The 12,583-nt window shown below is 43.3% G+C and carries 15 protein-coding genes; 9 read left to right on the forward strand and 6 right to left on the reverse strand.

The genetic code is table 11. The annotated features are described in order from the left end of the window. Positions 1–8: 8 nt before the first annotated feature. The 6 genes from ureE to QLG00_RS12270 all read left to right on the forward strand — a co-directional run bounded on the left by ureE (position 9) and on the right by QLG00_RS12270 (position 3,292). The gene (ureE, locus tag QLG00_RS12245; protein ID WP_004936128.1) at positions 9–488 is read left to right on the forward strand and encodes an urease accessory protein UreE; all 480 of its coding nucleotides are present in this window, start codon (positions 9–11) and stop codon (positions 486–488) included. Beyond that, positions 478–1,140, forward strand: coding sequence for an urease accessory UreF family protein (locus QLG00_RS12250; RefSeq protein ID WP_004936129.1), 663 nt, complete (start codon positions 478–480; stop codon positions 1,138–1,140). The genes ureE and QLG00_RS12250 overlap by 11 nt, the downstream gene beginning before the upstream one ends. 68 nt (positions 1,141–1,208) lie before the next feature. After that, the gene (ureG, locus tag QLG00_RS12255; protein ID WP_004936147.1) at positions 1,209–1,823 is read left to right on the forward strand and encodes an urease accessory protein UreG; all 615 of its coding nucleotides are present in this window, start codon (positions 1,209–1,211) and stop codon (positions 1,821–1,823) included. A gap of 9 nt (positions 1,824–1,832) precedes the next feature. Next, a complete protein-coding gene (locus QLG00_RS12260; RefSeq protein WP_282471093.1) occupies positions 1,833–2,402 on the forward strand; it encodes a HupE/UreJ family protein in 570 nt (189 codons plus the stop codon). Positions 2,403–2,462: 60 nt separating this feature from the next. Then, on the forward strand, positions 2,463–2,921 hold the full coding sequence (locus QLG00_RS12265; protein WP_025095246.1) for a hypothetical protein: 459 nt from the start codon (positions 2,463–2,465) through the stop codon (positions 2,919–2,921). 188 nt (positions 2,922–3,109) lie between these two features. Beyond that, the gene (locus tag QLG00_RS12270) at positions 3,110–3,292 is read left to right on the forward strand and encodes a hypothetical protein (RefSeq protein ID WP_025095247.1); all 183 of its coding nucleotides are present in this window, start codon (positions 3,110–3,112) and stop codon (positions 3,290–3,292) included. A gap of 96 nt (positions 3,293–3,388) precedes the next feature. Here the strand turns inward: QLG00_RS12270 and rsmD are convergent, their stop codons facing one another. Both rsmD and mrdA read right to left on the reverse strand, forming a co-directional pair. Further along, positions 3,389–3,937: a 16S rRNA (guanine(966)-N(2))-methyltransferase RsmD gene (rsmD, locus tag QLG00_RS12275; RefSeq protein WP_216198120.1), complete on the reverse strand. Its 549-nt coding sequence runs from the start codon at positions 3,935–3,937 to the stop codon at positions 3,389–3,391. Continuing rightward, positions 3,937–5,970 carry a penicillin-binding protein 2 gene (gene mrdA, locus QLG00_RS12280; RefSeq protein WP_004946192.1) on the reverse strand — a complete coding sequence of 678 codons (2,034 nt, stop codon included), beginning with the start codon at positions 5,968–5,970 and terminating at the stop codon, positions 3,937–3,939. The genes rsmD and mrdA overlap by 1 nt, the downstream gene beginning before the upstream one ends. A gap of 237 nt (positions 5,971–6,207) precedes the next feature. Here mrdA and QLG00_RS12285 point away from each other — a divergent pair, with 237 nt between their 5' ends. The 3 genes from QLG00_RS12285 (at position 6,208) to adk (ending at position 8,845) form a co-directional block, all read left to right on the forward strand. Further along, positions 6,208–6,726, forward strand: a complete 519-nt coding sequence (locus QLG00_RS12285) for a hypothetical protein (RefSeq protein WP_004936164.1) — start codon at positions 6,208–6,210, stop codon at positions 6,724–6,726. A 63-nt stretch (positions 6,727–6,789) separates the two neighbouring features. After that, positions 6,790–8,106: a hypothetical protein gene (locus tag QLG00_RS12290; RefSeq protein ID WP_004936167.1), complete on the forward strand. Its 1,317-nt coding sequence runs from the start codon at positions 6,790–6,792 to the stop codon at positions 8,104–8,106. A gap of 79 nt (positions 8,107–8,185) precedes the next feature. After that, complete coding sequence (gene adk / locus QLG00_RS12295; protein ID WP_004946198.1) at positions 8,186–8,845, forward strand: adenylate kinase; 660 nt, start codon at positions 8,186–8,188, stop codon at positions 8,843–8,845. A 286-nt stretch (positions 8,846–9,131) separates the two neighbouring features. Here adk and nth read toward each other — a convergent pair whose 3' ends face one another. The 4 genes from nth to QLG00_RS12315 form a co-directional block, all read right to left on the reverse strand. Further along, positions 9,132–9,818 (reverse strand): endonuclease III, encoded by a 687-nt coding sequence (nth, locus tag QLG00_RS12300; protein WP_048763648.1) that lies wholly within the window; start codon positions 9,816–9,818, stop codon positions 9,132–9,134. Further along, positions 9,819–10,616, reverse strand: coding sequence for an RnfABCDGE type electron transport complex subunit B (locus QLG00_RS12305; protein ID WP_004946203.1), 798 nt, complete (start codon positions 10,614–10,616; stop codon positions 9,819–9,821). Between the two features lie 162 nt (positions 10,617–10,778). Further along, positions 10,779–11,543 carry an META and DUF4377 domain-containing protein gene (locus QLG00_RS12310; RefSeq protein ID WP_282471094.1) on the reverse strand — a complete coding sequence of 255 codons (765 nt, stop codon included), beginning with the start codon at positions 11,541–11,543 and terminating at the stop codon, positions 10,779–10,781. A 171-nt stretch (positions 11,544–11,714) separates the two neighbouring features. Next, positions 11,715–12,491, reverse strand: a complete 777-nt coding sequence (locus QLG00_RS12315) for a class III extradiol ring-cleavage dioxygenase (protein WP_004936181.1) — start codon at positions 12,489–12,491, stop codon at positions 11,715–11,717. Between the last annotated feature and the right edge of the window lie 92 nt (positions 12,492–12,583).

Below are 12,583 nucleotides of genomic sequence, written 5' to 3' on the forward strand. Positions count from 1 at the left end.
TTTATCTTATGAAAATTTATACCCAACGTCTGGATGAAATTTCATCAGACCAAACGTTTGAAACGGTCGAACTGAACTTTGATACCCGTCAAAAATCGCGTTTTCGTGCAACCTTAAAAGACGGTACTGATATTGGTGCCGACTTGCCGCGCACGGGTATTTTACGCAGTGGCTCATTTATTGCGACCCATGATGGTGATATTCTGCGTGTAGATGCCAAACCAGAACGTTTAATGCAGGTCACGGCCAAAACGGATTTTGAATTGCTCAAAGCGGCTTATCATTTAGGGAATCGTCATGTTCCATTAATGCTTACGCCTTATGCGCTTTATTTCGAACCAGATCACGTACTGGCAGAAATGGTTGAAGGTTTGGGATTGGTTGTTAAAGAAGTTGAACATATGTTTGAACCTGAAAGTGGTGCTTATGCACAGCATGCACACGATCATCGTTTAAGCCCAATCAAGTCATTGCATCATGTCCATTAATGCTGCTCAACTGCTCAAGCTACTGACACTGTCTTCTACGGCATTGCCTGTAGGGGCTTATTGCTACTCACAAGGTGTAGAAAGCGCCATTCAGGTGGGGCTTGTGCATGATGAAGAGAGCAGCAGTGCTTATTTTGAAGAAGTGCTTGAGATGTTGCTGGTGCGCTTTGAGCTGCCATTGCTCAAACGGCTGATGCTACATTTTAATGATGATGAGCAGTTTTTAAAGTGGGCGCATCTCTATAGAGCGAGCCGTGAAAGTAAAGAGCTCTTGGCAGAATCCCAACAATTGGCATTTTCTTTGAACGCTTGGATTAAGGCAGTACTCAAGATGCCTGTAGAGGTAAAAAAGCAGTTTGGTTTTGTACCTGTATATGCCCAGTTGTGTGGACGCCTTGAACTTAATCCGGCAGAGGTTTTAACAGCATATACCTTTAGCGTGCTTGAAAATCAGGTTTTGGCCGCAGTGAAAACGGTTCCACTTGGTCAAATGAGCGGCCAGCGAATTTTATGGCATTTACATGAAAAAGTGCCGCAAGCTGTTGAGCAGGCGTTGTTACTGCAAGATGACCAAATCAGTAGTGCATTGCCTCAGTATGCAATGCTAAGCATGCAACATGAAACCCAATATTCGAGACTATTTCGATCTTAACCCTTGATTTGGCAAAGTAATAAAATTGAACTGCCAAATCAAAATGTGACATTTTAAAGGAAATAAACATGACAGAACGTAGCCCATTACGCGTTGGCATTGGTGGTCCGGTTGGATCGGGTAAAACAGCATTGACCCTTAATCTGTGCCGTGCCTTACGTGAAAAATACAATATGGCTGTCGTCACCAATGATATTTACACCAAAGAAGATTCAAACTTTCTGACCCGAAACGAAGCCATGACACCAGACCGAATTGTGGGGGTTGAAACGGGTGGATGCCCGCATACCGCTATTCGTGAAGATGCATCTATCAACTTGGCTGCAATTGATGATCTTTGTGAAAAATTTGACGGTCTGGAACTCATCATTATTGAAAGTGGTGGAGACAATTTGGCTGCAACGTTTAGTCCAGAACTTTCAGATCTGACACTCTATGTGATTGATGTTGCCGGTGGAGAAAAGATTCCACGCAAAGGTGGCCCTGGTATTACTAAATCTGATTTATTAATTATTAATAAAACGGATCTGGCGCCAATGGTTGGAGCGAATTTAGACATTATGGAACAAGATGCCAAGCGGATGCGCGGCGATAAACCGTTTTTATTTTCGAACATGAAAACAGAAGATGGTTTAGCACAAATTATTGAATTTATTGAAAAGCAAGGGCTTTTTAAGGCTTAAGGAGGCGCCATGCGCTCAATCACAAAACAACTGCTCATCATCTTGATATCGGCTTTGCCTGTTGCAGCGATGGCACACCCCGGACATGCTTCACAAGCAGGTTTCTGGACAGGATTTATTCACCCCTTCACTGGACTTGATCATTTAACCATGGCAATCGGCTTTGGCGTATTGCTCTGGACAGTTGCAAAACAATGGAAAGTTTTAGGTATTGTGGGGTTGAGTTTAAGCCTCGTTTTTGGTTTTGTTTTGGGCGCAAACGATATTATCGCTGACGCGATTGCTGAATATGGCATTGTGACATCGTTAATTGTACTGGCTGTTGCACTGTGGAGTAAGTCTTATCGTGTATTGCCATTTGTTGCATTGCTAATGGCGAGCTTTCACGGTGCTGCGCATGGCGTTGAGCTTGCACCTCAAGGCCACGTCATTGCTTTGATCTCTGGTATGGTGCTCGGTATGGCAACGTTGTATACCATCGGCTTGGTGGTAGGTGAGTTGATCAATCGCCACGTACCGTACGGACGTAAAGTCTTGTCTGCTTTAGCTATATTGGTCGCAATTATCGGTTTAGCCTAAGCGGTTTCATCTTGTCAAAAGGTAGCGTATGCTACCTTTTTTACTATATCTTTTTAAAAAATGATGAGGTTGTCTGTTTTATTAAGACTGACTGTATTGTTGGCATTAAGCTGTTATTCATCCTGGGGACAGGCTTATGATTTTTTCTCACAAGCAATGCCTGACAACACAGTGAATCTGGATGTAAATCTTGAAAATAAAGACTTGAATCAGGAGCAGAAGCACCTTGCCGAGCAACATGATCAAGAAGAAAACAATTATAAAGTGCTTAAAAATCTTTTCTATGCAAATGAGCGAATCAGTATTTATAACTATACGGTGTATAACATGGATGATTTGAAAAGTAAGATGATTGAGAGAGCTCCCGATGCGGTTGGTCTACACGATTTATCTATTTCGTTTGGTTATGGCATGAGTTATCGACTTAAAGATGATACAAAGCTAGGCTACGAGTACGTTTCTAATTTTCCCTATGATCGTGGACAGTTGATCCGTTTTTTCTGGATTCGATCTTTTTAAGTTTGGAGATATCTTTTTTTACCTAAGTAACATAAGACACATCAATTGATGATGAAGACACTATAATTTCTTCAACATTATTTAATGGCCTTAAATCAGACTAAACGCACTTATTAACAGTGAAGCAGTCGATGATGCTAAAAAGACTTCGTGTTTTCATTTTTGTTTTTTTAACTGTAACGAGTTTTATGTCGAGCTTATCTGTACAAGCACAAAGCTTTTCCGGATATCAAAATCAACTGTCGAATATGCACCAACCACGCTGGTCATTGCAACCAAGACAACAACTCGATGATGATGACGTCCGAGAGCGCCGTGAAGAGGAAATAGTGCGAGACGTGCGGCCGGTATGTTTAGATCGCCCTGACTAATCGAATGATTAAACCCATAGATCAAGAAGAGTTCACGATTAAATAATACCGCTTAAGTACAAATAAGATTTTGACGCCTTATCGGGCGAATCATCGCTATAATTTTTTCTGATAAAGCCCTGCGCGTACTGTTCCGGCTTTACTCGATTTAAGCAATTGCCATGTGTTGGGAAGTTGCAACTGAGTCAACTCCCGATCTGCTTCGACATAAATATAGGCATTTTCACGGGCTAGAGGATCAAGCAAAATAGCTAATTCTGCCCATAAATCTAGGCTGTAAGGCGGATCTAGAAAGATCACATCAAACTGTTGATTCAGTCTAGGTAAAACCTGCTGTGCGGTGGCGACTTTTAAGTCGCAATTTTTCGCCTCAAGTAACTGGATATTCTGCTTGAGAATTTTGGCCTGTAGCGTTTCTGGCTCGATCATCAGTACCGAAGCTGCTCCACGCGACAAAGCCTCAAAGCCCAGTGCGCCAGAACCCGTACAAACATCGAGCACGGCCGCATTTTGAATATCCCACATGAGCCAGTTAAATAACGTTTCACGAACACGATCTGGGGTGGGGCGTAAACCCTCGACACTGGCAAATGGAAGCTGTCGACGTTTCCATTGCCCACCAATAATACGTAGCTGATTTTTCATTATTCTGAGATCTCTGCTGAGGCAGGTGCAGATACGGCACTCACCGAAGAGGCAGCAGTGTTTGGTTTCTGCTGTGGTTTATTGCGATTTGACACGGCATTTGGATCTGCTTCAAGTAAAGCTCCGCTAGGAAGCTCGCCTGGCTTAATACCCGCTGTCATCAAGCCGCCACTCAGTTGATGATTGGCTGGTCGGATTGGATTTTTCTTGCGGGTCAGTAGCCAATAGTCAAATAATGGGCGCGAAAGCTGAGCTGCCGATCCACCATGTCGACCATTTTCCCACACCACAGCCACCGCAATTTCAGGGGTTTCAGCAGGTGCGAATCCAACAAATAGACCATGGTCGAGTTGGCGCTCAGACAAAATTGACTCGTTGTAGCGTTTACCTTGCGCAATACTTTTAACCTGAGCTGTCCCTGTTTTGCCTGCAATTTGATACATTGGTGTACGAATACCGCGACCTGTACCACTTTGAATCACATCAATCATGGCATCGCGCATATTGACCCAGTCCTGTTCTGTGCCATTAAACTGGATTTTACCGTCCGGTGCATTGTGTACCTTAAAGGGTTTGGCGCCATGTGCAGAACGAAGTACATGCGGTGTCACATGAGCACCGTGGTTGGCCATAATTGATGTAGCCATTGCAAGCTGGAGTGGTGTTGCAGTAAATGCACCCTGACCAATACTCACAGAAATCGTTTCGCCTTTGAGCCATTTCGATTTACGCGTGCGCATTTTCCACTCTGGATTTGGGTACAGGCCTTCACTCTCACTCGGTAAATCAACCCCTGTTTTTTGACCAAAACCAAATTGACGCATCCAAGCATTCATTTTGTCGATTCCCATCTGATACGACAATACATAGAAATAGGTATCGCAGGAATCGATAATCGATTTATGCAAATTCACCATTCCATGACCGCCTTTTTTCCAGTCACGGAACTTATGAGAATCTCCCGGAAGATGGAAATAACCCGGATCATAGATACTGGTCGACCAGTCTACAGTTCCGTAATGAATGCCGCCCAATCCTTCCATTGGTTTAATGGTTGAACCCGGTGGATAGACCCCTTGTAAGGCACGGTTATACAGTGGCTGATCGAGATTGTCTCGCAAGGCACTGTAGTCCACATGACTAATCCCTGTTACAAATAAATTTGGATTAAAGCTTGGGCTAGATACCAGCGCCAGAATTTCACCTGTACGCGGATCCATCGCCACGATTGCACCACGACGACCGACCAGTTGTTCGGCAGCCACCACTTGCAAGCCGTAATCGATTGAAAGATAAAGGTCGTTACCTCGTACCGGTTCTTTACGCCCAAGATGACGCAAGATATTGCTGTGGGCATCGGCCTCGACTGATTCGTATCCCGGTGTTCCGTGTAACAAGTCTTCGTAGGTTTTTTCTACTCCGATCTTGCCAATCAGGTTGGTTCCAGCGTAGGTGTCTTTATTGAGCGTTTGAAGCTCTTTTTCATTGATGCGCCCCACGTAACCAATCACATGTGCAAACAGATCCCCGTGCGGGTAATAGCGAGTCATCTGTGTCTCAATTTTTACACCCGGAAAGTTATATTTCTGTTCACTAAACTTGGCAATATCTGCTTCGGTCAGATTAAGTTTAATCGATACGCGCTCAGTTTTACGTGCTGTTTTAATTCGCGTTTTAAAACGATCAATATCTTCTTGTGTAAGGGTAAGAATAGGGGTGAGTCGTTCGAGTGTACCATCGATATCTTCAACATCTGCGCGGCTCATGGTTGCCGTAAAGACCGGATAATTATCGGCCAGTAACACGCCGTTTCGGTCGTAAATGTAACCCCGAGCAGGAGGAAGAGGTTGCAGTCGAATCCGGTTTTTGTCAGAGGCTGTAGAGAACTCATCAAAATGCACAATTTGCAAATAGGCATAACGGCTCATCAACACCAGTAAGCAGCAACACACCAAGCCAATTGCAAAAAAGATTCGCCCTCGATACAGACGCTTTTCTTGCTGGTTATCTTTTAACGGAAAGTGCTGCTTCATACCAATAGACTTTAACTTGAACGACACAAATAAATAGCCGTAAAGTTTACCCTATCACGCTTATAAAACAGAGATAAATTTTAAGTATTCATCCACAATCGAGATCAGTTTTTTGACATTTGCGCCATCAAAATTGTAAGGTGCTGTATATAAGAACGAAACTATTTCTGTTAAAGTCACAAAACAGTTAAAGGAATGCTCTAAATTGAAGATGTTTGGAGAAACACGGAGAAAATAATGAAAAAAATATATTCCTTTCTTGCTCTCTTAACCTTTAGTTCGGTGACATGTGCAAGTGTTCAGGATTATTTGCCTGAAGCAAAGTTGCAAGGCAAAGATGTTAGTCCGTTCAATGTCGGCTTGGGAGTCACCCAGCAACTGGCACATGTGAATGGCGAATGGGTCAATCCTTATGGCATTGCTTATTTAAAGGCAGGCGCCTATCTCAATGGCGATCATACCTTTGGCGGGCAAGTTGGCTTCCGTTATCCATATTATCTCACAGGCAAAAATCAAAATGGATACTACTTAGGTGTATATGCTGGTACGCTAGAAAGCCGCCGAGTCGACAATGATTACACCTCACGATTGGGTGGTGGCGTCGATTTGGCGTATGTTTGGTTAAATAAAGATCGAATCAGTACCTTTAGTGTTGGCATTGGTGCCGCAGAAGCGTTAAAAAATACAGATGGGTCTACTGTAGTTGATACCAAACCTCAATTACAGTTTGCTTATACGCTAAGTTTTGGTCTTTAAAGTGCCGAGATTTCTTCATCATAAATACACCCATCAAGTAATAAAGAAATACGAGAGTAATGGATGTTAGATTTCATCAGTGATTTGTGGCAAACCTTTTTAAATCGACCTGATCATTTGGCGGTGATGAGTATCATCCCAGTGACTGCATTTGTGACATGGGCACATGTGTGGATGGCTTTAAAGATGGTCTTTTATCCAATTAACTTCTGGGGATTTCATCTAGGTCCGTTACCCGTGGGCTGGCAAGGAATTGTGCCACGTAAAGCGGGTCGTATTTCTGGCATCATTACCGACAACACGCTTTCAAAATTGGGTTCGTTGCGTGAGTTTCTTGAGGCCATGGACCCAGAAGATATGGCCAGAATTATTGGTGAGCAAGTCGGCTTTGAACTTGAGCACCTAATTGATGAAGTCATGATTGACCGAAATGCCGTGCTCTGGGAAAACTTACCTTATTCGATTAAACGCAGAATTTATGCTCAAGCCCATAAGCAGTTACCCGGTGTACTCCGAGAATTGGTTACAGAGTTGACTTTAAATGTAGAGTCACTGGTGAATATGCGTGAAATGGTCGTCAGCCAAATGGAAGGCGATCGCCGTTTAATGGTGAGAATGTTTTTAAAAGTAGGTCAGAAGGAAATTAACTTTATCTGGCATATCAGTGCACTAATTGGAATGTTTTTTGGTGTGTTTCAAATGCTGGTCTGGTTTTTGGTGCCATGGCACTGGACAGTGCCTTTCTGGGCGGCTATCTGGGGCTTTCTCACCAACTGGATTGCAATCTGGATGGTGTTTAATCCAGTCGAGCCACACTATGTCCGTTATCCGCAGTTTTTCCGCTTAACGCAAGATCGTAAATTTCCGTGGGTGGTGCCCGTCGTGCCGCGGATGGGAACTTATAATGTTCAAGGCGCTTTCATGAAGCGTCAAGAAGAAGTATCGGATGTATTTGCAAGTGTCGTCACTGAAGATCTGATTACCTTGAAGTCGATCATGACTGAAATGATGTATGGCAGTAAAAAAGACAAGACCCGTCGTATAGTTAAACGCCATATCAATGAAATAATGGAAACTCCATTGGTAAGAACCTCACTTCAACTCTCCTTAGGGCCACGCGAATATGCTAAACTCAAGACAGACTTGATTGATCGCTCAATTGAAATTACGATGGTGCCTGTATGCGACCCTGCGTTCAATGCGAGCCGTGCACAAAAAATATTTCAGATGTTTAAAGACCGTATTCGTGAGTTAACTCCAAAAGAGTTTCAAAACCTTCTACGTCCGGCATTCCAAGAGGATGAGTGGATACTGATTGTGCTTGGTGGGGTCACCGGATTTTTTGCAGGTTTAATACATTTGTTTGTCGCTTTCTTATAATTTAGATGCTGGTAGATGTGACACGAGGTGTCATACTCCAGAGCATCGTGATGATTGTTTTTAATGAGGATGCTTTCTTATGCGCATTATTTTACTCGGACCACCTGGAGCAGGTAAAGGTACTCAGGCTCAGTTGATCTGTAAGCGCTATGATATCCCACAAATTTCAACCGGTGATATGCTCCGTGCTGCAATTCGTGAAGGAACTGAACTTGGTCTAAAAGCCAAAAGTGTAATGGAGTCTGGTGGTCTGGTATCAGATGAACTGATCATCGGTTTGGTAAAAGAGCGTATCGCGCAACCTGACTGTGCAAATGGTTGTATTTTTGATGGTTTCCCGCGCACTATTCCACAAGCTGAAGCGCTGGAAAAAGAAGGGATCACAATTGATCACGTGATTGAAATTGCGGTACCAGACGAAGAAATCGTAAAACGTCTTTCTGGCCGTCGTCAGCATCCAGCATCTGGTCGTGTTTACCACATCGAATACAATCCACCGAAAGTAGAAGGTAAAGACGATGTAACAGGTGAAGAACTGGTACAGCGTCCCGACGATCTAGAAGAAACCATTCGTAAGCGCCTTGGCTCTTATCACAGCGAAACTGAGCAATTGGTTGGCTTCTATCAAGGTCGTGCGGCATCTGGCGAAAATGCACCAACCTATGACAAGCTTGATGGCTTACGTACAATCGATGTTGTACAAAAAGATCTATTTGCTATTTTAGACAAAACTAAATAATTCGTTTGGTTTTTGCTAATATAAGAGAGTCCTGAGCATTCAGGGCTCTTTTCTTTTTTGAGGATATCTGTTTGCTAAAGATCGCATTAATCTTTTTGGTGGTGATAAGTCTATTGGTTTTGTTGTTTCTGCTCTATCAAAGCCAGAAAATGCTACGTCAAGTGCAAAAACAAGAGCTTGCTGAAAAACGTTTAAATCAGCAAAACAAGCGCAAAATACTGCACCCAAAGCTCAAACAAAAAAAGTGAGTGCATCGCTCATGTAAACACTTTTATTTTGAAAAAAATTAAGGTGTTGCTTGAATGGTCACAGCGCGCTCTGCACCATAAGCATAACGCTCTGGCCAGTTACATACATCGGATACTACACATTCTGCGCATTTTGGCTTTCTGGCCACACAGCAATATCGTCCGTGCAAAATTAGCCAGTGATGCGCATCGGTAATAAATTCTTTTGGAATAACTTTAATTAGACGATGTTCTACTTCAAGCACATTTTTGCCCACGGCTAAGCCTGTGCGGTTTCCTAAACGAAAAATATGTGTATCGACTGCCATGGTGGGCTGCCCAAATGCGGTATTTAACACCACATTTGCGGTTTTGCGTCCTACACCTGGAAGTGCCTCAAGCTCTGCTCGGGTTTGAGGAACCTCGCCTTGATGTTTTTCAATTAAGATTTGACAGGTTTTAATCACATTTTCAGCTTTGGCATTATATAAGCCAATGGTTTTTATATAAGTTTTTAAGCCTTCAACACCCAAGGCATAAATTTGTGCGGCAGAATTGGCCACCGGAAACAGTTTGTCTGTGGCTTTGTTTACACTTACATCGGTGGCCTGAGCCGAAAGCATGACCGCAATCAGTAATTCAAATGCATTACTGTAATTTAACTCAGTTTGTGGGTGAGGGCGCTGTGCTCTAAGGCGCTCAAAAAACGTCTGGATCTGTTTTTTGGTCATGTTTTTAACTGGCATTTAATTCCCCTGAAGCAGATTCAGTTGTTGTTGCAATTGCTCAAGTTGCTGCTGTTTCTTTGCATCTGCTCGAACGCTTAATTGCTTTTCCAGTTTTTTAATTTGGGTGCGAAGCTTGGCAAGTTCAATCGTAATAGATGCATCCTGTTTTGTGACTGTTTTAGCTGCAGCTTCAATACGTTCAATTGAAGGCAGTTCATCTATCCACTGCGAAAATTGAGAAAACAATTCGGTGTCAATTTCTGCACGAACAATCGGGCCTTTGCGGTCGATACGGCGGCGCTCTTCACGTTGAATGTGCGCATAATAACGTTGTCGAAGTTGCTGTTGTTCCTGTTCTTGTTGCAAAGCAGTAGGAAGCGGCGCAGTATCTTCAACCAGTTCGATACAATCCACAGGGCATGGTGGAATACAAAGCTCGCATCCTGTACACAGATCCGTCAAAACAGTATGCATCAGCTTGCCGCTACCAATAATCGCATCGACCGGACAGGCACTGATGCACTTGGTACATCCAATGCATTCATCCTCACGAATGATTGCTTTCATACGCTGCGGGCGCCCATCGGACTGAATTGGCCAGACACTTTTTTCTGCAGGCAGTGGCGGGCGGTTGAGTCGAGCTGCAAGAGCATCTGCAACAGGTTGACCGCCCGGAATACATTTATTTGCCGCTTCACCTTCTAAAATGGCCTTTGCATAAGGCAGACATCCATCTCGATGTCCGCACAAACCACATTGGGTTTGCGGCAAAATACGGTCTATTTCGCGTAAAAGTGCAAAAGCGTTATTGGTCATAAGAGAAAAATATTCAGTACAAAAAGGAACGTCAGCTTAAGCCCGGCATTTTAGCACAGAAGTCGCTATATGATCCCGTAATCCAGTAACACTTATTATTCAAAAAAAGGCCTGATCGCAGTGATCAGGCCTTTGAGTGTCTGGATTGAATCATCCGCTGGCTTATTTGGATTTCACCATTTCTTGCTCAACGGTCATGTCATGGATATAGACATATTTAGATTGATCTGCCGCAGGATTTTTTCGTTCATAGCGTTTTACACGAACAATTACGCGTTGATCTGCACGATGTTGAAAGCCCTCGATTTGGTCATAAAATAATGACCAGTCTTTATCAACTTGGGTTTTAATCCCTTTATCGTCATATTTAATTTCGCGAACTTGCAGACAAGTTTGCGGTGCAACACCTGTACACGATTTAGTTTCAGGTGCAATTTCCAAGAAAATGATTTCGCCCTGAGACTGATATTTGGTTTCCGGTGTCATGCTGCCTTTAAACTCAAATGTTTGTCCTGCGGCATTGGTTAACATCAGACTTGGCTGTTCAATTGAGCGAGTATCGAGTTTGAAATGAGTGCTTTTGTCGCTAAGAAGGTTAGCTGCAAACTGCTCATTTTTCATCAGTGCTGGCTCACATGCTTTCATGGTAGAAGCCAGCGCTGAAGTCACGAGTTGCTGGTCGTTAAGCTTCCATGAACCACCTTGGTTGTTACACCCTGTATGAATACTCAAGTTCTGATCGCTAAAACTTAAAATAATCGGCTGTGGCGCACCTTCAGGTTGATACGACCATGTATAAGCAGTTAAGGCTTTAGTGGCATCGACTTTTTGTTCTTGAACAACAGAAACAGGCTGGGTTTGATTCATTGATTGGCAGGCCATAAGTGAAAATGGCAAAAGAGCAAGAATTAAATATTTAATTTTCATGGAACAACATTCTTTCAATTTAAGGCCTAAATCCTAACGAATTTATTGCAGAAAAAAAGACACATCTATTAGGCTTTAAGTGTAATAAATGTATCTATTTTGCAACATAGAAGGCACCTAAACTTACAAAGTTTTAATTTTTGCTTAAGTTTAATTCAAATCTATAAGTGATTAATCGAAACGGTAAATGTCCATCCCTAAAGATCCCATCGAAAAACTACTGTGAACGATAGAGAAGCGATTCCCTGTACCCATGGCAAAAAACAAGGGTGCAAAATGTTCGATGGTAGGGTGGTTGCGCTCGATGTGAGGTAAGTCTGGCCAGTTTAAGATGGCATCATAATCTTGGTGGGTCAGCTTATTCACCACATGGTTTCGAAAGCCTGATGCCCATTCTGGAATATTTTGCAGATTGCCTTGCCAGCGCAATTCGGCCAGATTATGAGTGATGCTTCCCGATCCGATCAGTAAAATTTGTTGTTCTCGCAGCGGTGCTAGTGCTTGTCCAACTGCATAAATTTCATCTGAATTGAGTTGCATGGGCAGCGAAATTTCAATGACAGGTATATCTGCCTCTGGATACATATGCAGGAGCGGCATCCAAACCCCATGATCGCGTGGCCGTGTGCTGTTGGCATGCGCGGTCAAATGTGCATCGGCTAAACGCTTTAATATATCTTCAGCCAATTCCGGTGCACCAGGTGCAGGATAATGAATACGATACAACTCAGCCGGAAAGCCTCGAAAATCGTGCCATGTTTGGGGGCGGGTTGATGTGCTGACTTCAAGCGACTGACTTTCCCAGTGCGCAGACATCACCACAATTGCTTTCGGTTTTGGCAAGTTAAAACTCAACCGGTGCAGGGCAGGCCCCACTTGTTCGGGGTCGACTGCCAGCATAGGAGAGCCATGGGAGATAAACAAGCCAGGGAGTGTTTGTGGACTCATATGATGCTGTACCTAGTAGACAAGTCTGCTGCACAGTTTGCTGTACAGCAACAGATTCATTTGAACGACTTATCGGGGCATACACTTAACTG

This window comes from Acinetobacter sp. V89_7, assembly GCF_029967895.1.
Lineage (GTDB): Bacteria > Pseudomonadota > Gammaproteobacteria > Pseudomonadales > Moraxellaceae > Acinetobacter > Acinetobacter soli.